General features: G+C 48.4%; 25 protein-coding genes and 1 other RNA gene. 13 read left to right on the top strand and 13 right to left on the bottom strand.

Going from position 1 to position 22,334, the window contains the following annotated elements; translation table 11 throughout:
* From R6242_RS00340 to cysK, 4 genes are all read right to left on the bottom strand, one after another.
* Positions 1-1,158: an iron-containing alcohol dehydrogenase gene (locus tag R6242_RS00340; RefSeq protein WP_318422572.1), complete on the bottom strand. Its 1,158-nt coding sequence runs from the start codon at positions 1,156-1,158 to the stop codon at positions 1-3.
* A gap of 160 nt (positions 1,159-1,318) precedes the next feature.
* Positions 1,319-1,702, bottom strand: a complete 384-nt coding sequence (locus R6242_RS00335; RefSeq protein ID WP_318422569.1) for a hypothetical protein — start codon at positions 1,700-1,702, stop codon at positions 1,319-1,321.
* An 11-nt stretch (positions 1,703-1,713) separates the two neighbouring features.
* Positions 1,714-2,304 (bottom strand): TetR/AcrR family transcriptional regulator, encoded by a 591-nt coding sequence (locus R6242_RS00330; RefSeq protein WP_318422566.1) that lies wholly within the window; start codon positions 2,302-2,304, stop codon positions 1,714-1,716.
* A 136-nt stretch (positions 2,305-2,440) separates the two neighbouring features.
* Entirely contained in the window at positions 2,441-3,373 is a 933-nt protein-coding gene (cysK, locus tag R6242_RS00325; protein WP_318422562.1) for a cysteine synthase A, read from the bottom strand.
* An 86-nt stretch (positions 3,374-3,459) separates the two neighbouring features.
* Here cysK and R6242_RS00320 point away from each other — a divergent pair, with 86 nt between their 5' ends.
* Positions 3,460-4,674: a multifunctional CCA addition/repair protein gene (locus R6242_RS00320; protein WP_318422558.1), complete on the top strand. Its 1,215-nt coding sequence runs from the start codon at positions 3,460-3,462 to the stop codon at positions 4,672-4,674.
* 969 nt (positions 4,675-5,643) lie between these two features.
* On the opposite strand, the gene R6242_RS00315 is transcribed toward R6242_RS00320, so the two are convergent.
* Together R6242_RS00315 and glnK are read right to left on the bottom strand one after the other, a co-directional pair.
* On the bottom strand, positions 5,644-7,050 hold the full coding sequence (locus R6242_RS00315; RefSeq protein ID WP_318422555.1) for an ammonium transporter: 1,407 nt from the start codon (positions 7,048-7,050) through the stop codon (positions 5,644-5,646).
* 22 nt (positions 7,051-7,072) lie between these two features.
* Entirely contained in the window at positions 7,073-7,411 is a 339-nt protein-coding gene (gene glnK / locus R6242_RS00310) for a P-II family nitrogen regulator (RefSeq protein ID WP_293935155.1), read from the bottom strand.
* Between the two features lie 254 nt (positions 7,412-7,665).
* On the opposite strand from glnK, the gene R6242_RS00305 reads away from it, so the two are divergent.
* From R6242_RS00305 to R6242_RS00290, 4 genes are all read left to right on the top strand, one after another.
* Entirely contained in the window at positions 7,666-7,926 is a 261-nt protein-coding gene (locus R6242_RS00305; protein WP_318422552.1) for an accessory factor UbiK family protein, read from the top strand.
* Complete coding sequence (rimJ, locus tag R6242_RS00300; RefSeq protein WP_318422548.1) at positions 7,923-8,504, top strand: ribosomal protein S5-alanine N-acetyltransferase; 582 nt, start codon at positions 7,923-7,925, stop codon at positions 8,502-8,504. The genes R6242_RS00305 and rimJ overlap by 4 nt, the downstream gene beginning before the upstream one ends.
* Before the next feature lie 142 nt (positions 8,505-8,646).
* Complete coding sequence (gene aqpZ, locus R6242_RS00295; protein WP_293935147.1) at positions 8,647-9,342, top strand: aquaporin Z; 696 nt, start codon at positions 8,647-8,649, stop codon at positions 9,340-9,342.
* A 68-nt stretch (positions 9,343-9,410) separates the two neighbouring features.
* A complete protein-coding gene (locus tag R6242_RS00290) occupies positions 9,411-9,866 on the top strand; it encodes a VOC family protein (protein WP_318422544.1) in 456 nt (151 codons plus the stop codon).
* 200 nt (positions 9,867-10,066) lie between these two features.
* Here R6242_RS00290 and rnpB read toward each other — a convergent pair.
* The 4 genes from rnpB to R6242_RS00270 form a co-directional block, all read right to left on the bottom strand.
* An RNA gene (rnpB, locus tag R6242_RS00285) (RNase P RNA component class A) lies at positions 10,067-10,501 on the bottom strand.
* Positions 10,502-10,515: 14 nt separating this feature from the next.
* On the bottom strand, positions 10,516-11,019 hold the full coding sequence (locus tag R6242_RS00280) for a hypothetical protein (protein WP_318422541.1): 504 nt from the start codon (positions 11,017-11,019) through the stop codon (positions 10,516-10,518).
* Positions 11,016-12,050, bottom strand: coding sequence for a dihydroorotase (gene pyrC, locus R6242_RS00275; protein WP_318422538.1), 1,035 nt, complete (start codon positions 12,048-12,050; stop codon positions 11,016-11,018). Before pyrC ends, R6242_RS00280 begins: the two co-directional genes overlap by 4 nt.
* 10 nt (positions 12,051-12,060) lie before the next feature.
* Positions 12,061-12,300 carry a sulfurtransferase TusA family protein gene (locus tag R6242_RS00270; protein ID WP_318422535.1) on the bottom strand — a complete coding sequence of 80 codons (240 nt, stop codon included), beginning with the start codon at positions 12,298-12,300 and terminating at the stop codon, positions 12,061-12,063.
* Positions 12,301-12,528: 228 nt separating this feature from the next.
* Here R6242_RS00270 and R6242_RS00265 point away from each other — a divergent pair, with 228 nt between their 5' ends.
* The 6 genes from R6242_RS00265 to R6242_RS00240 all read left to right on the top strand — a co-directional run bounded on the left by R6242_RS00265 (position 12,529) and on the right by R6242_RS00240 (position 17,409).
* Complete coding sequence (locus R6242_RS00265; protein ID WP_318422532.1) at positions 12,529-13,461, top strand: cation diffusion facilitator family transporter; 933 nt, start codon at positions 12,529-12,531, stop codon at positions 13,459-13,461.
* Between the two features lie 116 nt (positions 13,462-13,577).
* Positions 13,578-13,850, top strand: coding sequence for a PepSY domain-containing protein (locus R6242_RS00260; protein WP_293935821.1), 273 nt, complete (start codon positions 13,578-13,580; stop codon positions 13,848-13,850).
* A gap of 45 nt (positions 13,851-13,895) precedes the next feature.
* Positions 13,896-14,555, top strand: a complete 660-nt coding sequence (locus R6242_RS00255; protein ID WP_318422529.1) for a response regulator transcription factor — start codon at positions 13,896-13,898, stop codon at positions 14,553-14,555.
* Positions 14,552-15,838: an ATP-binding protein gene (locus R6242_RS00250; RefSeq protein WP_318422526.1), complete on the top strand. Its 1,287-nt coding sequence runs from the start codon at positions 14,552-14,554 to the stop codon at positions 15,836-15,838. The genes R6242_RS00255 and R6242_RS00250 overlap by 4 nt, the downstream gene beginning before the upstream one ends.
* A gap of 1 nt (position 15,839) precedes the next feature.
* The gene (locus R6242_RS00245; protein ID WP_318422523.1) at positions 15,840-16,817 is read left to right on the top strand and encodes a cation diffusion facilitator family transporter; all 978 of its coding nucleotides are present in this window, start codon (positions 15,840-15,842) and stop codon (positions 16,815-16,817) included.
* 34 nt (positions 16,818-16,851) lie between these two features.
* A complete protein-coding gene (locus R6242_RS00240; protein ID WP_318422521.1) occupies positions 16,852-17,409 on the top strand; it encodes a CNP1-like family protein in 558 nt (185 codons plus the stop codon).
* 82 nt (positions 17,410-17,491) lie between these two features.
* Here the strand turns inward: R6242_RS00240 and R6242_RS00235 are convergent, their stop codons facing one another.
* Together R6242_RS00235 and R6242_RS00230 are read right to left on the bottom strand one after the other, a co-directional pair.
* Positions 17,492-18,700, bottom strand: coding sequence for a multidrug effflux MFS transporter (locus tag R6242_RS00235; RefSeq protein WP_318422518.1), 1,209 nt, complete (start codon positions 18,698-18,700; stop codon positions 17,492-17,494).
* Between the two features lie 9 nt (positions 18,701-18,709).
* A complete protein-coding gene (locus R6242_RS00230; protein ID WP_318422516.1) occupies positions 18,710-19,240 on the bottom strand; it encodes a lipocalin-like domain-containing protein in 531 nt (176 codons plus the stop codon).
* A 270-nt stretch (positions 19,241-19,510) separates the two neighbouring features.
* Between R6242_RS00230 and R6242_RS00225 the strand changes: the two genes are divergently transcribed.
* Positions 19,511-20,389 carry a LysR family transcriptional regulator gene (locus tag R6242_RS00225; protein ID WP_318422514.1) on the top strand — a complete coding sequence of 293 codons (879 nt, stop codon included), beginning with the start codon at positions 19,511-19,513 and terminating at the stop codon, positions 20,387-20,389.
* Positions 20,390-20,431: 42 nt separating this feature from the next.
* Here the strand turns inward: R6242_RS00225 and proB are convergent, their stop codons facing one another.
* Complete coding sequence (gene proB, locus R6242_RS00220; RefSeq protein ID WP_318422511.1) at positions 20,432-21,556, bottom strand: glutamate 5-kinase; 1,125 nt, start codon at positions 21,554-21,556, stop codon at positions 20,432-20,434.
* Between the two features lie 179 nt (positions 21,557-21,735).
* On the opposite strand from proB, the gene R6242_RS00215 reads away from it, so the two are divergent.
* Positions 21,736-22,323: a protein-methionine-sulfoxide reductase heme-binding subunit MsrQ gene (locus R6242_RS00215; RefSeq protein WP_318422509.1), complete on the top strand. Its 588-nt coding sequence runs from the start codon at positions 21,736-21,738 to the stop codon at positions 22,321-22,323.
* Positions 22,324-22,334: the final 11 nt, after the last annotated feature.

The raw sequence follows: 22,334 nt of genomic DNA, 5'->3' as shown, positions 1-22,334 counted from the left end.
TTAGTAGCTGCCTTCTAATACCAGCTTGCTGGTGGCTAAATCCACATCGCCACGCTCGCCCAGCGCCACCATGCCGTGCGCTTTTAGCTGCTCCAGCACGGTATGAATAGCGCTGACGTCTAAGCCGTAATCACGCATCCGCGTTTTAACGCCCATTGCTTCAAAGAAATCACGGGTTTTAGCAATGGCAGCATCGATACGTGCGTCTTCTGAGCCTTCTTTAATGCCCCATACACGCTCAGCGTATTGCAGCAATTTTTCACGCTTCGCAGCACGGCGCACATTCAGCATAGATGGCAGAATAATTGCCAACGTTTGCGCATGGTCGATGTGGTAAAGAGCCGTCAGCTCATGGCCAAGTAAATGAGTGGCCCAGTCTTGCGGCACACCTGCACCGATCAGGCCATTAAGCGCCATGGTAGCGGCCCACATTAAATTAGCCCGCACGGCATAATCTGTCGGCGTTGCCAGCGCTTGCGGGCCGGTTTCGATCAAGGTTTGCAATAGGCTTTCAGCAAAGCGATCCTGCACAGGGGCGTTAACTGGATAAGTTAGATATTGCTCAACCACGTGCACAAAGGCATCCACTGCACCATTGGCAATTTGGCGCGCTGGTAGGCTGTAGGTTTTAGTTGGATCAAGTACGGCAAACTGTGGGAACACATGGCCATTCATAAACGGCAGCTTGGTTTTGGTTTCGCTACGGGTAATCACCGAGCCGTTATTCATTTCTGAGCCGGTCGCTGGCAAAGTCAGCACCGCGCCCAAAGGCAGGGCCGCTTTAATATGTTGGCCACCCGTACTAAAGATATCCCAAGGCTCGCCTTCATACAGCGCAGCGGCGGCGGCAAATTTAGTGCCGTCAATCACCGAACCACCACCAACAGCCAGCAGAAAGTCGATTTTCTCCGCCTTAATCTGTGCGACGGCCTTCATCATGGTTTCATAAGTTGGGTTGGCTTCAATGCCAGAGAACTCTGCAACACTGTGGTTTTTTAAAGCATCCATCACTTCGGTGTAAGTGCCGTTGTTTTTAATACTGCCGCCGCCGTAGAGCACCAGCACGCGGGCATTTGCAGGCACCAGCATCGCCAGCTTAGCAATCTGGCCTTCGCCAAAAACGATTTTAACGGGGTTATAGAATTCGAATTGCAACATTGAGTATCCTTTTTGAATCGTTAGAAATAGACCAGTCGTCTAGTTGATAGTTCAAAAAAACGGCATTGCTGCCGATTTATTAGTTAACACATCATGCTACCTTGAAATGAAGCGCCAGAAAAACAGAACACAAGTCTGACTACTTATTAGCGCATAGAAATTACAGACCAATACTTTGAATCAATTCACTAAATATTTTCACTTGCCGCTCCTGACCCGCTTCCTCAGCCTGAAAACGAAACTTAATCAGCATGGTTTTATCAAAAAACCTTGAAGACTTATAGGTATCCAGCGCTCTTAATAAATGCACAACATTTCCTTGCTCAATTGCAAAAGAAATAGCTAGCTCCATTTTTATTTTTTTATTTTTCTCATAATCAGAAAAGAAAGCACATATAGAAGTAATAAAAAATATTAGTGAGAATATTAAAAATTCACTATTGTCAGAATTCCCCACACTAGAATTAACAGATAAAACAATACCCGTAAAATAAAAAAATATCGAAATAAAAGAAATTAATAAAGCAATCCAACCAAGAAACATATGATTTCCTTTTACTTCACGCCTAATAGATGGCAAGTCGTCTGCATTGCTGTATCTAGCGCACTGCTATCCTGGCGAATCTTGGTTAATAAGCTTGCACCCAGCCACATTTGGTAAAGCATCAATGCAATAGATTGAGCATCCATATCAGGGGACAAAGCACCATCGCAGCGCGGCTCATCCAGCCAGCTTGCTAGCCGATCGATCACATCGCTTGTGCCCTGCTTAAAGACTTCCCGCATTGGCTCAGATAAATCAGCCACTTCGGCGGAGAGCTTAACCACCATACACTGATTAGCAGAATGGCAAGCACCTTGGCTCATTAACCAGCCCTGCCAGTAATGCATCAGCCGCTCGCTACCGCAATCGTACTCTGCTTCTAAAGCCTGCATCTGCAGCTGATAAAGCGAGAAATAACGCTCTAACACCGCGCAGCCAAAGTGTTCTTTTGAAGGGAAATAATGATAGAACGAACCCTTAGGTACTTCTGCCGTAGCCAGAATCTCTGCCAAACCAACCGCAGTAAAGCCCTTGCCGCGCAGTACGGATTCCCCCACTGCTAGTAAATGTTCGCGTGTATCTTCGTGTTTTTTCTTAGCCATGAGTGCAGTTTCGCACAAAATAGACCGGTCGTCTATTTTTTGTTTAGGGTGGGCAGGTTTTTTTGCCCACGACTTGGGAAGGGGAATATCCGCGTGGGCACAGTCTTGTGCCCACCCTACCCAATCTATCCCACCATTAATCCAGCAAGCCTTCAAATAGCGGCGTGGATAAGTAACGCTCGCCAAAGGAAGGAATAATCACGGCAATCAGCTTGCCTGCGTTTTCTGGGCGCTTACCCAATTCAATCGCCGCCCAAGTTGCAGCGCCTGCCGAAATCCCTGCCAGAATCCCTTCTTGCGTAGCCAGCGCTCTGGCAGTAGCAAAGGCATCGCTACTTGTTACGCGGATCACTTCGTCATAGCTTTCCGTATTCAGCACGCTAGGGATAAACCCAGCACCAATGCCCTGAATAGGATGAGGACCTTTTAGGCCGCCACTCAGCACCGGGCTGGCATCAGGCTCAACGGCTACCGCTTTAAATGAGGGCTTACGCGCTTTTAATACTTCTGAAATGCCAGTGATGGTGCCCCCAGTACCCACGCCTGCCACCAAGATATCAATTTGCCCATCGGTATCATTCCACAGCTCTTCTGCTGTGGTACGGCGGTGAATTTCTGGATTGGCTGGGTTTTCAAACTGCTGTGGTAAAAAATAATTGCTGTGCTCAATGGCTAAAGCCTTTGCCGTAGCAATCGCGCCCCCCATGCCTTCTGCAGCAGGGGTTAATACCAGCGTGGCGCCGTAGCCGCGTAATAATGCACGGCGCTCTTTAGACATACTTTCTGGCATAGTGAGTACCAGCTTATAGCCACGCGCAGCGCAAACCATGGCCAAACCAATCCCCGTATTGCCCGAAGTTGGCTCCACAATCACCGTATCTGGGCCGATCAGGCCTGCTTGTTCTGCGGCATCAATCATAGCCACAGCGATGCGGTCTTTTACTGAATGCGATGGGTTAAAAAACTCCAGCTTAGCGACGATCGTTGCCCCACTTGCTGCAGCAATGCGGTTTAACTTCACTAAGGGCGTATTGCCGATCAGATCGGTAATGCTATTGGCGATTTTCATAAGCCTCCTTGAAATCAGATTGATGATTGATTGTAACGGCTGGATCATTAGCAATTAAAATGCTTAAAAATTCTAAGGAAAGATCAATGAAGGTTTATCGCGTAGGCGGTGCTGTAAGGGACAGATTGCTAGGGCTTGCCGTTAAAGATATCGACTGGGTGGTAGTAGGCAGCACAGCAGAAGCCATGCAAGCACAAGGCTACACGCCCGTTGGTAAAGACTTCCCTGTCTTTTTACACCCCAAAACTCATCAAGAATATGCCCTAGCCCGTACCGAGCGCAAATCAGGCCATGGTTACAAAGGCTTTACCGTATTTGCAAGCGAAGATGTTACTTTAGAAGAAGACTTGCTGCGGCGCGACCTCACCATCAATGCAATGGCCGAGGATGAACACGGCCTGCTCACCGATCCCTTCAACGGCCAAGCTGATCTTAAAGCTAAACTATTACGCCACGTCTCCCCCGCCTTTAGTGAAGACCCAGTACGTATTTTGCGCCTCGCCCGTTTTGCTGCACGTTTTGGCTTTGATGTGGCGCCAGAAACGCTCATCTTGATGCAAGGCATGGTAGCCAGTGGCGAAGTAGATCATCTGGTAGCAGAAAGAGTTTGGCAGGAATTTGCCAAAGGGCTGATGGAAAACACGCCATCTAAGATGTTTGCAATGCTGCGCCGCTGCGGTGCACTGGCACGTATTGCACCAGAAATCGATGCACTCTGGGGCGTGCCGCAGCGTGCCGACTATCATCCTGAAGTAGATACTGGCGTGCATGTCATGATGGTGCTGGATTACACCGCCGCACAAAACTGGCCGCTCACCACTCGCTTTGCCGCACTTTGCCATGATTTGGGTAAGGCGATTACGCCAGCCGATATTTTGCCAAGGCATATCGGCCACGAAGCACGCGGTGTGGCACTGGTTGAAGCCCTATGCGAAAGACTACGCGTAACCAGCGATTGCCGAGATTTAGCGAGAATAGTTTGCCGTGAGCACACTCATGTCCACACAGCATTGCAGCTGCGCCCTGCTACGGTGCTAGAAGTATTTCAGCGCTGCGATGCCTTCAGAAAGCCAGAGCGCTTTAAAGAGATGCTTAATGCCTGCCTTGCCGATGCACGTGGGCGTACCCGTTTTGAAAACTGCGACTACCCACAGGCTGATCACTTACTCAAGCTACTGGCTGCAGCCAACACGGTAAACAGCGGTGAAATTGCCCTCAGCTGTACTGATAAAGCTCAGATTCCTGAAAAAATCAAACAAGCCAGAGTTGCGGCAATTAAAAGAAAAATAGCAGAGCATTAAATACCCCGTTTCTTACTTAAACTCATTATCAATATCGTAAGGCGAGTGCAACCCCATGTGCGCTAAGCAAAAAAATAATGATATGAATCAGCTGGTTAAATCTTAAACCACAGAGAACACAGAGACCCACAGCGTTTCACAGAGAAAATAAAGCCCTGTTTTGTGCTTTTCTCTGTGTCCTCTGTGCTCTGCTTTTCCTCTGTGGTTCAAGGTTTAGCACCATTTCATGCTCAGTTCAGGCTCTATGTAATTTAGTTAGCGCATATGGGCTTGCACCCGCCCTACGAATGGCATATTGCTTAAGTTAATAGTATTGGGTTTCAGCCATTCTGCACGTTGTATGGTTCTAAAAAATGATTTAACTAGTTTATTAGAGCAATAGACATAATCAGCAGCATTTTTGTAAGGAAAACAGCCTGAACGGCATTGGATTAATGATGGCTCAGTCAAATATAAAACCAAATATGCATATCAACAGAGCAATCAATATTTTGCATAAAAAACAAATTGTACACGCCACCATTTAGGCGATAGCAAGAATACGCTTATGGCTAAAACAACACTGAGAGGCGCGCATCAAATAGGTGCAATTTTCACCCACAAAAAATAAGCAATGTATAAATACCAAAAACAAATGGCCACAGAGCAAAAAACAATACAATAAATATAAGTAACTGATATTAAACAATTTTATACGCAGCACTAAATTTTTATTTAGCCCACCAATAATTAAATCACCCTAGTCATTACCCTTAAGCAAAACACCTTAGTATCAATAATGAATGCACGTAGAAAAGCCCGCCAATTACTCGGCGGGCTTTTCACAGAATGCTTTGTATTAAACAAACAGAATCACCCTTAGGAGAGATAATTAGTAGTTTGATAAAACCCTTAATACAAATAAGCATACTGGCACTACAATCCGGAGAATAACACGATATTAATTCCCCGGAATAGTTTTAATTATTGTTAAAAGTTGTATGCTTTTTCACCATGGCTAGTTAAATCTAAACCTTCGCGCTCTTCTTCTTCTGGAACGCGCAGGCCAATTAACAAATCAACCAGTTTAAAAGCAATAATAGACACCACTGCAGACCAAATCAGCGTTGTACCCACACCAATCGCCTGAATTTTAAGCTGGGCCAAAATAGAATAATCAGCAGCAATTTTATTCGCTACATAATCCCAAATACCCACCCCACCCAACGCTGGCGATGCAAACACCGCAGTGAGCAAGGCACCCAAGATTCCACCTACGCCATGCACACCAAACACATCCAAGGCATCATCCGCACCCATCATGCGTTTCAAACCATGCACACCCCACAGGCAAACCACACCAGCCAGCAAGCCGATCACCAAAGCACCGCCTACACCCACAAAGCCGCAAGCAGGTGTAATGGCTACCAAACCAGCAACCGCTCCTGATGCCGCGCCTAGCAGCGAAGGCTTGCCTTTGAGCATCCATTCGGCCAATAACCAAGACATCGTCGCCGCAGCAGTGGCCAACCAAGTATTAATAAAGGCCAGCGCCGCCACGCCATTGGCTTCTAAAGCAGAGCCCGCATTAAAGCCAAACCAACCAAACCACAGCAATGAAGCACCAATCATGGTCATGGTTAAGCTGTGTGGCGTCATGGCTTCACGGCCAAAACCAATCCGTTTACCAACCATAATTGCACCAATCAAACCTGCAACGGCGGCATTGATATGCACCACCGTGCCGCCAGCAAAATCAAGTGCACCTTTTTGAAAAAGAAAACCCGCTGTGGCCGTGGCCGTGTCGGCAGCGGCTTGGGTTAGATAAGCATCAGGCCCTGTCCAATACCAAACCATATGGGCCATTGGCAGATAGGAGAAGGTAAACCAGATCGCGCAAAATGCCATCACCGCCGCAAATTTCACCCGTTCAGCAAACGCGCCCACAATCAGGCAGCAGGTAATCGCCGCAAATGCGCCTTGAAACACGATGTAAATCAGCTCAGAAATCCCCACGCCCTTGCTAAAGGTGGCCGCAATCGAATCAGGAGTCACGCCTTTGAGCATGACTTTGCTAAAGGAGCCAAAGAAAGCATTGCCCTCGGTAAACGCCAGTGAGTAGCCATACACCACCCACAGCACGGAGATCATTGCAAACACAGAAAACACCTGCATCAGCACCGATAACATATTTTTAGAGCGAACCAAGCCACCATAAAATAGGGCAAGGCCAGGTATAGACATCAAAATAACCAACGCTGTGGAGATAAACATCCACGCGTTATCGCCTTTATTAATGGTATCTACGATAGCAACGGGGACAGAAGCCGCCACTTCAGCAGCAAAGCCTTGAGCTGCTGTCGCACTGAGGGCGAGTGCCGCAAATATTTTTTTCATCGTCTCTCTCCTGCGGTTTTTATTAGATGGCTGCTTCGCCAATTTCACCCGTTCTAATCCGCACCACGTGCTGCAGATCAAATACAAAAATTTTGCCATCGCCAATTTTGCCGGTGTTAGCGGCTTTTTCGATGACTTCTAGCGTTTGCTCTAGCTGATCATCACCAATCGCCACTTCTACTTTCACCTTAGGCAGAAAATCCACCACGTATTCAGCGCCACGATACAACTCGGTATGCCCTTTTTGGCGGCCAAAACCTTTCACCTCGGTAACGGTTAAACCCTGTACGCCAATTTCAGACAAGGCTTCGCGAACTTCATCGAGCTTGAACGGCTTAATAATCGCAGACACGAATTTCATGGGGTGCTCCTTTTAAAAGGGTGGTGTACTCACATATCAGCACAAAGCATGCCAAGCAATAAATCAACCAAACTTCAGAGGCTTAGCAAAACCATGCACCAACAATAGACGTTCTATGGTGCACTGCAACTAAATTTTGCACCAGAGTAGTGCGCACCACCCAACGCTGTGCAAACGTAAAACAAACCTCAACCCAGCCTAATTACAGCCGCTTCTGCTAAACTAAAACCCAATCAAACAAGGAGCACCACACCATGTTAAAAGACAAATTTTTTGACGAAATCGCCAGCAAAATCTCTGAAGCGATTGCCTCCAGCCCCGCTAAAGACATGGAAAAAAACGCCCGCGCCATGATGGCATCGGCCTTTACTAAAATGGATTTGGTAACACGTGAAGAGTTCGAAATTCAACAAGAAGTACTACTACGCACCCGTGAGAAATTGCACGAGTTAGAAGCCAGAATTAATGAGCTAGAAACCAAACTACACGCCAATAATCCACAAGACGCACTATGATTTTTAGCCGTAAAGCCCCCGAATCATTGCAAACCGAGCGTTTAAGCTTGGTTCAAGCAGACCCTAAGCAAGCCAAGTTATGGGCGGGGTTTCAGCAGCAAAACCGCACCCACTTGGCCCCATGGGATCCGCTGCGTGATGAGGAGTTTTTTACGGCATTCGCTTGGCAGCTCAGATTAGAAAATGCGCGGCTGCAATATCAGCAAGGCTCAGCAATTCACTGGGCCTTATTAGATAAAAGCAGCGGTGAAATGTTAGGGCAATGTAGCTTCAGTAATATTGTGCAAGGCCCTTTTATGGCCTGCCATCTGGGCTACTCACTCGCGGCCAGCGCTGAAGGCAAAGGGCTGATGTTTGAAGCACTCAGCACCGCCATCGAGCATCTATTTAGCACTCGGGATTTACACCGCATTATGGCCAACCATATCCCGAGTAACCTGCGTAGCGCTCAGCTATTACTGCGCTTGGGTTTTGAAAAAGAAGGCTACGCACGCTCTTACTTAAAAATTGCAGGGCAATGGCAAGATCATGTTTTAAATTCATTGATTAATCCGGCCCATTGCCAAGTAAGCGTATAAAAATAGCCTCGCTATGAGCAAAGCGATTGACCACCTAGACACCAACCTCCCAAAGTGACCTTACACACTATACCAAGCTATATCGCAGCCTGTACCATTCGCCACTTTTAGACCTGAAAGTTTATCGAAAGGAAATATAATAATGAATAAATATGCAGCAGAGTTCATTGGCACATTTTGGTTAGTACTTGGTGGTTGCGGCAGTGCTGTATTAGCAGCAGCCTTCCCCAGCCTTGGAATTGGCTTTGTAGGTGTTTCCTTAGCTTTTGGTCTTACCGTTCTAACCATGGCCTACGCGATAGGCCATATTTCTGGCTGCCATCTAAACCCTGCTGTTTCGATTGGTTTATGGGCTGCCAAGCGCTTCCCAGCCAACCAACTTATCCCTTATATCGTTGCCCAAGTTTTAGGCGGAATTGTTGCCGCAACCGTGCTGTATTTTATTGTGACCGGTAAGGCAGATTTCACGACTCTAGGTGGCTTTGCTTCAAATGGCTACGGTGATTACTCACCTGGTAAGTTTTCCATGAGTGCGGCATTGATTACTGAAGTTGTAATGACTATGATGTTTCTGATCATCATCTTGGGTGCTACAGATAAACGCGCTCCACAGGGCTTTGCACCGATTGCCATTGGTCTGGGCCTCACGCTGATCCATTTGATCAGTATTCCCGTGACCAACACATCGGTAAATCCTGCTCGTAGTACCGCAGTAGCGCTATTTGCAGGTAACTTTGCCACTAGCCAGCTTTGGTTATTCTGGCTTGCGCCAATTATTGGTGCCATTTTAGGCGCCGTGGTTTACCGCTTTATTGGCGGTGAAGATCAGCCTGCTTAAGCGGGCCATTAAAGCGCGACTTAATCCCAAGCGCGCTATGTTGGGCTAATTTGAACAAGGATGCAGCAATGAATGCCATACCTCATGGATACCATACCGCAACGCCTTACTTGATAGTCAACGATGCGGCTAGCGCAATTGAGTTTTATAAAAGCGCCTTTAATGCCACGGAAGTCATGCGCTTAGCCGACCCTAGCGGCAAAATCGCTCACGCCGAAGTTAAAATCGGTGATTCATCCATTATGCTGGCCGACGAGCATCCAGACATGGGTTATGTAAGCCCTGCCGCTTTGGGTAATTCACCAGTTAGCATCATGCTATACGTAGAAAATGTCGATGCTGCTTTTGATCATGCACTCAACCGCGGTGCGGTTGAGCTACGAGCCGTGAGCGATCAGTTTTATGGCGATAGAATTGGCACACTAAAAGACCCATTTGGCCATATCTGGAGCCTTGCCACACATATTGAAGATGTTTCTCCAGAGGAAATCAATAAGCGCTTTGCCGCGTTTTTTACTCAGTAAAAGGTAGTCCGTAAACGCAAAATCGTCATCCTCGAATGTTTTAATCGGTGATCCAGTAACACCGCTAGATTCCCGCCAAAGGCATGCGGTAATGACGACGTTTCGAAAACGGGAAATAAATTTGAACCTGATCTTAAGTAAATAATTCAAACGCAAAAAAGCCGATCTAGATGATAGATCGGCTTTTTTACTTTTTTAGGTTGCGGAGCCGGCCGATAAGCCGGGTTTTGTAGCCTTGAGTTACCCCAAGGTGACAGTCATTCCTCTAGGCCCAGCATTGCTACTGGGCTCGTGCAACCTACCCGTAGACTCGGCGGGCCACCTCAACGTCTACTGCTTGGTCTTGCTCCGGATGGGGTTTACCCTGCCGTCCGTGTTACCACGTCCGCGGTGCGCTCTTACCGACAAACCTTGCGGCCTGCATCCCTGACGGGAACACCTTTTCACCCTTACCTGATCCCAATCCAGCCTTGTATCAATAAAGGCTTTCAACTTGGGCCATTGGCGGTTCAGCTCTCTGTTGCACTTTCCGTCGCCTTGCAACGCCCGGTCGTTAACCGGCATCCTGCCCTATGGAGCCCGGACTTTCCTCCCCCATACCCTAAAAGTATGGCAGCGACTGTCTAGCCTGCTCCGCAGCGGCGGATTATCACACCTCTGAGGCCGCTTGTGCAAATGGCAATCCGCTTATTTGTGATAAATCACCCGCCATTTGCTGTGCTTTGGCGATTCCACGTTGGCTCGCAGGAAAATACGCGAACACAAAGCGACGCTTCGTCTCCCCATCCTCCACCGTAATCAAGCTTAACCAAACGCTATCCTTACCAAAAATATTGGGTTCCTGTGTTAGCTCTACCCGCTCAAAGCTACTGACTGGCTCACTCTTGCGCCAAAGCGGCAGCATGCCTAGCAACATGGTGCGACGCTCCAGCAGCTTGCCATCGGTAAATTGCTCGCTAGGCAGGCTCCAGAAAATCAGCCCTAGCGCGATCATGGAATACCAAAACACGCCAAAAAAATGATTTTCAAAATGCACTGAATCGACCAGCGGCTGCCCCCACCACGCGGCTGCAATCATCGCCGCGCCAAACAACCACCAGCTTAATTTACTGATGCCACGATGAGTTAGGCTTGTTTTCAATGGCTGATTCAAACTAGCTTCCAATGGATTTCTTCCCCTGCACGTAAAGGCACCACATTGTGCTCGCCAAATGGATAGCTGGCAGGCACGGTCCAGCTTTCTTTAAGCAGCGTCACCGTATCAGTGTTTTCTGGCAAACCATAAAAAGCAGGGCCATTTTTAGAGGCAAAACCTTCTAGCAAATCTAACGCCCCTACCGATTCAAATGCCTCGGCGTATAAAGCCAGCGCAGCATGGGCAGAGTAAATCCCCGCGCAACCACAAGCCGCTTCTTTAGTATGCTTAGCGTGCGGTGCGCTATCGGTACCAAGGAAGAATTTTTTGCTACCCGATGTGACTGCCGCCAGCAGCGCGCGGCGATGCTCTTCACGCTTCAGTACCGGCAGGCAGTAATGATGCGGACGAATTCCGCCAGTAAATAAAGCATTACGATTCATCAATAAATGCTGTGGTGTTACCGTAGCTGCGATATTTGGCCCAGCTTTTAAGACATATTCAGCCGCCTGCTTGGTGGTGATATGTTCGAACACAATTTTTAATTTAGGCAGACGCTGCTGCAGCACCATTAGTACGCTATCAATAAATGCTGCTTCGCGATCAAACACATCCACCTGCGGATCAGTCACTTCGCCGTGTAGTAAAAACGGTAAACCCAGCTCAGACATTTTCTCTAAGGCTGGCATCACCTTATCAAAGCTAGTGACTCCAGAGTCTGAATTCGTGGTGGCTCCTGCCGGATAAAGCTTCACTGCTTTAACAAAGCCGCTTTTTTTAGCTTTAACCACTTCATCGGCGGTGAGATGGTCAGTCAAGTACAGCACCATCATCGGGTCAAACAGCACTCCCGCAGGCAGGGCTTCCAGAATCCGCTGACGATATGCAAATGCCGCGTCTACCGTTGCAACCGGTGGTTTTAGATTAGGCATCACAATCGCACGGGCAAATTCTGTTGCCGTGTGTGGCAATACCGCGGCCATTAAATCGCCATCACGTAAATGAAGATGCCAGTCATCTGGTCTAATAATCGTAATCGTTTTGCTCATTATGGGCGTCTCAGCGTTTGCGAATCAGAAAAAGAAATTTATCGTCTTGCGGCCAAGTTTCGATCAACTCATGACCCGTTTGGCGGCAAAAGGCCGTGAAATCTACCGGCGTGGCTGGATCGGTGCAAATCACATGCAGCACTTCACCACTTTGCATCGTGGCAAGGGCTTTTTTAGTCCGCAAGATAGGCAGCGGGCAATTGAGCCCACTTAAATCGGCAGCTTGCTGATGTTCTGGGCGGCTGTTCATGGCGATTCCCGAGCAAAAAGATCCATTGTAACAAGCCTGTCAAGCCCTGCCGTACTCTTGTGAGTAAGCACAAAGCCTGACAAGCACCACCTAATTATACTCAGGCAGAGCTGACAAATACTTTTGCAAATTTAAAGATAGCTTAAGTTTTGCTTAATAATTATATGCTGCAATACGCGCGCCACATTTAGGCAGCGTTTTACTGCCGCTTGATCAAAGGACACAAAAATGAGTATTAGCGAGCTGAATGAAAACCCCCAAAGCGCCAGTGCTGCCGCATCCCGCAGCACTTGGGTGAGTGTGGTGGTAAATATCATTTTGGCCAGTGCGCAAATTACGATAGGCCTGTTTGCCCGCTCGCAAGCCCTGATTGCCGATGGGATTCACTCGCTATCTGATCTAGTGGCCGATGCTGTGGTGCTTTTTGCCAGCCATCACAGCCAAAAAGATGCCGATGAAGATCACCCCTACGGGCATCAGCGCTTTGAAACCGCCGCCTCTTTCATTATCGGCGTGATTTTACTGGCCGTTGGCATTGGTATGCTGTGGGCGGCGTTTCGCAAACTGGAAGCCCCTGAAACCATCCCACAAGTCCACGCCATTGCCCTGTGGGTAGCGGGCACGGCCTTGATGACTAAAGAGTTACTATTTAGATACATGTTAAGCGTCGCCAAGCGAGTGAAGTCCAGCATGTTGGTGGCCAATGCTTGGCATGCCCGCTCGGATGCTGCATCGTCTTTGGTGGTGGGCTTAGGCATTATTGGTAATCTCATGGGCTACCCAATTCTGGACCCGATTGCGGCCTTAATTGTGGGCTTTATGATTAGCAAAATGGGCTGGAGCTTTAGCTGGGATGCCCTGCACGATTTAATGGATAGGGCCGCCGACAATGACGAAGTGGCCGCCATCACCCAAACACTGATAGAAACGCCAGGCGTGCTGGGGGTGCATGATTTACGCACACGCAAAATGGGCGACATGATTATGGTGGATGCGCATATCGAAGTTGCCGCGCAAATCACCGTAGAGGCGGGGCATGATATCGCCGTAGAGGCCAGAAAGCGCGTGTTACAGCGGCACAGGGTATTAAACCTAATGACGCATATTGATCCATCTAAACGACCCGATCTTGATCATCAGCCGGTGCTTAAGGCCCCATAAAATCTAACGCGATAGATAAAAGTAAAAAGATGCACAGATTTATGCAAGCTTAAGTTTCGCTTAATGATGGCATGGTGAAATGACATCACTCATTCATCTTTCACAAGGGAAACACCATGAAAATCACCATGCTACTTGCCATCGTTACACTTGCTGCCTCTTCTTTTAGTATGGCCGACAACTACTACTGCACCACCCACCCCAAAGCCGAATGGCTGGCTGGCAGCGTAGCCCATACCAAGATTGTAGAGATGGGTTACAAGGTGAAAGAATTTAAAGAATCGGGCAATTGTTACAAAATTGAAGGTTGGAATAAGGAAGGCCAAAAAGTAGACGTTTATTTCGATCCCAAAACCTTAGACTTAGTTAAATCCAAATTAGACAATTAATCGCCCTCATCTGCTAAAGCCAGTAGAAGGCCATCAAGGATAAATATGCGCTTACTACTGGTTGAAGACGATGCTCTGCTAGGGGATGGGATTCAGGAAGGCCTCACTGACGCGGGCTTTGTTACCGACTGGCTACAAGATGGCGAATCGGCAAGGCTGGCGCTGATGACAGAAACCAGCTTTGATGGCGTGGTGCTCGATATTGGCCTGCCCCGCCTAGATGGCTTACAGCTATTAGCGTGGATACGCCGTGAGCGCAGCCATTTGCCGGTGCTGCTACTCACCGCCAGAGACAGCATTGAAGACCGAATCAAAGGGCTGGATGCTGGGGCCGATGATTATCTCATCAAGCCTTTTGCACTGGGCGAGCTATGCGCACGGGTGCGTGCCTTGGTGCGCCGAGGCAAGGGCCGGCACGATGGCGAGCTGTGCTGGCAGGATTTAATCCTCGACCCCGTGCACCAATCGGTGCAGCAAGCGGGGCAAACACTGAATCTCACCGCGATGGAATACCGCCTGTTGCATTTACTGATGGCTAACCATCCGCATTATTTATCCCGCCCTCAACTTGAAGAAAAACTCTATGGATGGCAGCAGGATATTGAAAGCAATACGCTGGATGTTCATCTTTCGCACTTACGCAAAAAACTACTCAATGTGGTGATACGCAATGCGCGTAATCTTGGCTGGCGGCTGGAAGCATGAAGAGCTGGCTGCAAAGCGCCTCGCTCGCCACAAGACTTACTCTGCTGGTGCTGCTACTTACTTCGCTAACTTGGGCCGTATTTAGCGCCGTTTTGCTCTATGAAACCCATGATGAAGTCAGCGAGCTACTCGATAAACAGCTCTACGTTTATACCGATCTACTCTGGCAAAGCTTGGGGGATGACGACGATATCCACTTTGTCAGCCACGACAAGCCCGACCACCTGCCACGCGTTGCCTTCAGTCTTTATAACCGTCAAGGCAAGCTGCTGGTTTCCAGTAGCGAATATGTGCTGCCTTTCCAGAACACGCCCAAACGCAAAACTCGCACCATTATACTGGATGATAAGCACTGGGAAATTGCGATACGCCAGAGCCAAGACCGGCAGTTGGTCGTGGGTGAGCCACATGAAAAACGCGATAAATTAATCGATGAAATCGTCAGCTATACCGGTATGACGGCCCTATTTGCGTTGGCGGTGCTCTTACCTCTGCTATTTTTTGCTATTCGCCATGGCTTAATGCCACTCAAGGTGGTGGACGCTGAGCTAGCCCGCCGTGCACCAGATAATCTGCAGCCGCTCGATTTACCCGTTCCTGCAGAAATCGCCCCGCTGCGCGATCGGCTCAACACGCTGTTTGCCCAAGTGAGCAGCACCCTAGACAAAGAGCGGCGGTTTACTGCCGATGCCGCGCACGAGCTGCGCACGCCACTGGCTGGTTTACGCGTGCAAATCGAGCTGGCCCAAGGCAGCCCAAGGCCAGAAACCCGCAAAAAAGCACTCAAACAAGCCCTGCTTGGTGTAGACCGTGGCACCCATTTGGTGGCGCAACTATTGGAGCTGGCCCGCCTAGACTATGCCAGCATTAAAACCGAGCTAAGCATTGATATGGTGCAGTTGGCCAAACAAGCACTGCTAGACGCAGGATTGGCACAAACCTGCCTGCAAGCAGAAAACGCTTCAACTTGGCATGGGCACGCAGGGTTGCTGGCTTTATTGCTGCGCAATGTACTCGATAACGCAAAGCGTTATGCGGGAGAAAACGCTGAAATAACGATCAGCATCAAGCAAAACTCCATCTGCATTAGCGACAATGGCCCTGGCGTGTCCCCCGATGTCATCGCCCGGCTTGGCGAGCGTTTTTTCAGACCCGTAGGCCAAAGTCAAACGGGGGCCGGGCTGGGTTTATCGATTGTGCATAGAATTGCCGAGCTACATCAAGCTAGCGTCATCATGAGTAGCGAAAATGGCTTTCAAATCACTATAAGTCAGGAAAAGTAAGATGCCGCATCAACACCCGCACCCGCACGATCAGCCAGGTGGGCATAACGAGCACCACGATCACGCCTTTGATCATGCCCATCACCACCATAATCATGGCAAGCCTAGCTCGCAAAAAAGGCTGTTGCTGGCGTTGATTATTACCGGTGGTTTTGGCGTTGTTGAGCTGGTAGGTGGGGTGATGACAGGCTCGCTGGCGCTGATTTCAGATGCCGGTCATATGTTTACCGATAGCGCCGCGCTACTTTTAGCGCTGATTGCCAATCTGATTGGACAGCGCCCCGCCAATGCAGAAAATTCCTATGGCTATGCGCGGGCCGAAGTCATCGGCGCGCTGATCAATAGCTTGGTGATGATTGCACTGGTGGTATGGATTGTGGTGGAAGCGGTCAGCCGCTTAATCCATCCTCAAGCCGTGAACGGCATGGGAGTGATGATCATTGCGGTGATTGGCCTGCTGGTGAATATTGTGTCTGCTTGGCAGCTATCGCACGATCACGACAATCTAAACAGCCGTGCGGCGATGATCCATGTGTTGGGAGATTTACTAGGATCTGTTGCGGCCATTAGCGCTGGTGCAGTCATTTACTTTACCGGCTGGAAAGCCATTGACCCAATTTTATCGGTTTTTGTGTCGATGCTGATTTTACGCTCAACGTGGAATCTACTTCGCCAGACCACCCATGTTTTAATGGAAGGCGTGCCACAGCAGTTAAATCTAGAAGAAATCGGCAACGCCCTCGCCACAGAAAAAGGCGTGGTGCAGGTGAATGATCTACATGTTTGGAATATATCTGGCGACAAAGTAGCGCTCTCCGCGCATATTGTGATCGAGAAGCCAGAAACGTGGCCCTTGCAGCTTAAACATATCAACCATATGCTAGGCGAGCGCTACGGCATCCAACATATTACCTTGCAAGCCACATGGTTTAGTATTCGCCCCGCGCGTAGTATTCCTATCCGCCGCATTCCACACTGACAGGCCTGCTGTACATCTTTGTTTAAGGATTAATATGCAACGTTTTCTTTTTGCCGCCCTGCTTGCCTTGCCTTGCCTTGCCAACGCCTCCGAATATAGCAATAGCACCCCACCAGGGATAGAACATACCGGTGGAACTACTTTTTCTCGCCTACTGAAAGACACACCACTACCTGCACCTGACGAAAAAGAATTCACCAAGCCAGACCCAAAAAAGCTCGAGAAATGGCACGAATTTATCGCCAATTACGATTCCAGAATGAATAAATTTGAAGTAGCACTGGATGGGATTGTGATTGGTACAGATGACATCATTCGCTATGCAGCGGCCGTGACCAGCAAGGGCAGCAAGGTAAGAAATGTCAGCTTTGAAGGGATTGATTGCAAAACCAATCAATATCGCAGCTACGCCTATTTAAGCGGTGATCAATGGCAGAATCTAAACCGCCCGTGGGAGCTCATCGTTAAAGATAAACGTAATGGCTACCAAGCCAAGCTGGCCAAAGAGTTTTGCTGGGGCGGCGCACCTGCATCGGTAGAAAAAATAGTCGATGGAATGACAAGCGACACACCATTGAAAATCGTCAGGTAAAAAACTCAACACCCCATGCTGATGTCATTCACCAAAAAGCCGCAAGCGCGTTAATCGCTGCGGCTTTTTCACCCGCCCTACATCAACATAAATCTGCAATCAACCTAGTTTCTGCCGGATAAATGCGATACACCATCACCCCAGAAAAAACAGCAATCAGCAGATACAAAAAGGAGAGAGGTAATAAACGATCAACAGGCAATAAGCTGGAAACATACATCACGGCTCCTGCACACAGCGTCAGCGCAAAGCCAAGCAAAGAGCTGGCTAAACCGGCAAGTGTAGGGTACATCGACACACTGCGTGCCATCATATTGGGAAAAATAACCCCCGCAAAAAAAGTAATAATCAAAGTAGGAACAATTAGTAGCTGCAGACTTAAGCCCAATTGAAATGCAAGCAGCGTCATAACAATCGCCGTGCAAATATTAATCGCCACCGCAGTACGGCATAAACGTGCCGCAGCAATACGGCCCGCAATTAGCCGGTTACTAAAGACCCCAGAAAAATATGCGGCCCCCATTAGCAAGGCGATATTCCCAAAGAACACCGGTGAGCGATGTAAAACATCTTGAACCATAAATGGAGCGCATAAATTAAAGCTCAGCAAAATACCATAGCAAAGCCCCATCGTCAGAAAGCACAGCTGAAATTCACGATTAGCGTAAATCATGCGTGAATTTGCATAAATCAATTTCAATTTCATGGGCACTGGTTTTTGCAAAGACTCACGTAATCCAAACAAAACAATAAAAGTTAAAAGCACCCCATAGCCAAGTAAGAAATACAGACAAGATTGCCAGCCCCAATAGCTTTGCAGCTGCGCACCAATCACTGGCGCAACAATTGGCCCCATTCCCCAGCCAATCACCATATAGGTCATCACATGAGCCAGCTGCTTACCTGCAAAATGATCTGGTGCAAGCGCTTTCATTACCACTGAGCCACAAGCAATACCTAATCCCTGCACAATTCTTGCGGCAATAAACAAGGGAAAGCTATGCGTTAAAAGGAGTAATACGCTCCCCAATAAATAGATGCCCAGCCCTAATAATAATGAGGCCCGCCTTCCCCATGCATCCGCCAATGGGCCATAGAATAGCTGCCCAATAGCAAAGCTAAGCAAGTAAGCGGTGACGCTAAATTGAATTTGCTGCTGGCTTACCCCAAAATCATGCCGCATGGTGGGTAAGGCCGTCACATAAATATCAATTGCCATTTGCCCAATTGGCGCTAACAAAATAATGAGCCACATAACAAGGTTTGGATTATTTGGAGCGTACTTTTGCATGGGTGCTCCTTATGCAGCAATCAAGCGAAAATGTTTATTTACCGCTTCAGCAGATTGCTTAATCGCAGTGCGCTTACGCCAAACTAAGTGTGTGCTCATCGATTTACCTTGATAAGGTGAAGACTGGCAAGTGCTTAATTCAAGCCTATCCCCCTGTAGCTTGAGGAGCCGAGCAAGGGAGCAACCCACCCAATTAGGGAAGAGACTGCTCTGCATATGATGAGTAATCAAACCACTAAAGGACGCCCCCTCCAGCCCATCGTCTGTGGGCTCTGTTTCCACCTCGTACAAGCCAGAATATGCAAAGTAACTTGCCGCCGCTTGGCTTAACTCATCGGCTGTCTTTTCATGCAAATTATCTGAAGCAAAGAATGCACGTTCACTTGCCATGATTTGTACTGACATATATCCCTCATGGGTATACATAATCATTCCCTTTGGCTGCTCCCCCATTGGAAATGCCACGCTGCCGTCATCTGCGCGCTTAAAATAGGACTCAAGCACCCACGCACCTGCCAGTATTTTTTTAAAATCAATCACTTAAATCTTTCCCCGATAATAATAATTTGCTCTTTAGCATGCCATTTACATCACGGTATGCGATGCGCTGAGAATTATAGGACGAAGGAAAAAGCGCTTGGAATAGACAAATATGCATGGCCGCATTGCATTTTTATATCAATAAAATAGCAAAATAAGAATTTTATTAAATTTTTATCGAATACAATGGCATAATTACCCCTTACATCAAACACCCCATACCAGTCACTTACAAGTAAACAAAAGGCGTGATCCTTAATATGGCGGCAAATGGACTGGAATAATGTTCGCTACTTCTTAGCGATTTACAAGACAAGAACACTGGCTGCAGCGGCACAACTACTGAGCGTAGATCAGGCAACCGTAGGCAGACGTCTCAGTGCACTGGAGCGGCAATTAAATACTCGGCTATTTTTACGCACCACCATTGGCATGCTTCCCACCCCCTTTGCAGATCAGCTACTACCCCATGCGCTACAACTAGAAGACGCCGCACTGGCCATGCAAAAGACCGTTCAAGATTCTGATATGGGATTAGCTGGGCTGGTGCGCATTGCCACCACCGATACCTTGGCACAGAGCTTTGTTATTCCTGCGATACAGTCCTTACAAGAACAACACCCCGATATTGAGCTGGTATTACTGACAGGGGCAGAATTACTAAATTTAAGCCGTCGGGAAGCGGATATCGCCCTGCGCACTATTCGTCCCGAATCTCCCTTATTAATTGCCCGAAAACTGATGGAGCTCACCGTCTCGCTCTATGGCTCAGCCCACTACTGGCGTACCCATGCTATGCCCGTTCGTGGAGAGCACTTTGCGGGGCATTCCCTGCTGCTGCCCTTACAAGCCACAGGCTGGTCAGAGCCGGAGCAGCTTGCTGGGGAAGCGATCGATGAGGGGAAAATCAGAATGCGCTGTAATACGCTATGGAGCTTATGTGCGGCTACCCGCGCGGGACTGGGCATCACCGAATTACCCGACTTCGTTGCCCATGAATATCCCGAATTACAAGCAATCTGGACAGAACACCGCCGCCACTACCCAGTGTGGTTAGTTGCCCATCCAGATCTGTACAAAACGGCCAGAATCAGGGCGGTTATGGATGCAATATGCGCCATAGCCACAACATGCCAGAACAAGCGATAAATCACAGAGGGGGCAAGGGCAAAGCCCGCCCACCTTACCCATTTAGCCCATTAAAACCATATTATCGCGATGAATCAGCTCCGCTTCATCGATATAGCCAAGCGTGGCTTCGATCTGCCCAGTTGGCAAACGCATAATGCGGCGGGTTTCAGCGGCGCTATAGTTTGCCATGCCCCGCGCGATTTCTAGCCCAGCGCTATCCACACAGCTCACCACATCCCCACGCAAGAAATCACCCAGCGCTTCTTTCACGCCGATTGGCAGCAGGCTAGAGCCATGCAAACGCAGGGCACGTACCGCGCCAGTATCCAGCACCACACTGCCTTTAAGCTGCAAGTGATCGGCAATCCATTGTTTTTTAGCGGCCAGTGGCGTGGATTGAGCCGTTAGCTGAGTACCAATGCGCTCACCCAAAGCCAAACGGGTTAAGACGCTAGGCTCGCGCCCGCAAGCAATCACCGTTGAAGCCCCACTACGCGCAGCGCGTTTAGCGGCAATAATCTTGGTATACATCCCACCTGTACCCACGCTAGAGCCCGCACCACCCGCCATTTCTTCTAAGCTCACATCGCCCGCCTCAGCTTCTTCCACCAAGCGGGCATCTGGGTCTTTACGTGGATCGGCTGTAAATAGGCCGCTTTGATCAGTCAGAATAATCAGCGCATCGCCTTCAATCAGATTGGTCACCAAAGCGCCCAAACTATCGTTATCACCAAATTTAATTTCAGCGGTTACTACGCTATCGTTTTCATTAATGATGGGAATCACGCCTAAATTCAGCAGCGTCATCAAGGTAGAGCGGGCATTTAAATAGCGGGTGCGATCGGCTAAATCTTCATGCGTGAGTAAAATTTGTGCGGTTTTTAAACCATGCTGGCGAAAAGCGCTTTCATACGCTTGGCACAATCCCATCTGCCCAACCGCCGCAGCGGCTTGCTTTTCGTGTACTGACGTCGGCTTTTGCGTCCAACCCAAACGCGCCACGCCTTCGGCAATTGCGCCAGAGGAGACCAACACCACTTGCTTGCCCATTTTTGAAACTTCGGCAATTTCCTGCGCCCAGCGCAAAAGAGCAGCGTGATCTAAACCACGGCCTTCATTGGTAACTAAGCTAGAGCCCACTTTCACCACAATACGGTGAGCGGCGTGAATAATGCTTTGCGACATAGCCATTTCCTTGAGCAAGGCTTCGCATTATCCTAGAAACGATCACAAACTGCTTTGTTTTGATACAAAAAACCACCTTCAAACGCTTTAAAAAGGCACTAATCCCCTCTACTCTTGTCAGATCAAGCACAATCAACCGACTAAACTGCTAATCCACTTTTTAAATCGAGCTTGCCGCAATGCGCTTTAGCAAACCCATTCTCTTTATTGCCTGTCTGCTGCCCCTACTTTGGATAGCCATCGCTACTGGGCAAGCGGTTAATCCGATTGAATTTTTAACTCGCCAAACCGGTACTTGGGCGTTAAATTTCCTCATGATTACCCTAAGCGTGACGCCACTACGCCGCCTAACTGGCTATGGCAAGCTGCTGCTCTACCGCCGCATGCTAGGCCTCTATGTATTTTTTTATGCCTTTATCCACGCATTCACTTTCTTTGTGTTTGACCATGGCTTAGACCCTGCCGCCATTTGGCACGATGTAATTAAACGTCCTTTTGTAACCGTTGGCTTTCTGGCTTTTGTGCTATTAATTCCGCTCGCCGCAACATCAAATCAAGCGGCGATTAAAAAACTAAAACGGCAATGGCAAAAGCTACATAAGCTGGTTTATTTAATTGCCAGCTTAGGCGTATTACATTATTTATGGTTGGTAAAAAAAGATTTAACAACGCCATTGATTTATGCAGGGATATTGGCGATTTTATTTTTAATGCGCACGCCATTTGCAAGGCGCTTTGATAAGGCTAAGCTGCAAAAAAACCTGTAGAACAACGGATG

Origin of the sequence: Iodobacter sp. CM08, from assembly GCF_033446605.1 — a bacterium.
Lineage (GTDB): Bacteria > Pseudomonadota > Gammaproteobacteria > Burkholderiales > Chitinibacteraceae > Iodobacter.
Note: the sequence above shows the minus strand (reverse complement) of the source record. Positions and strands in the feature narration are given on the sequence as shown.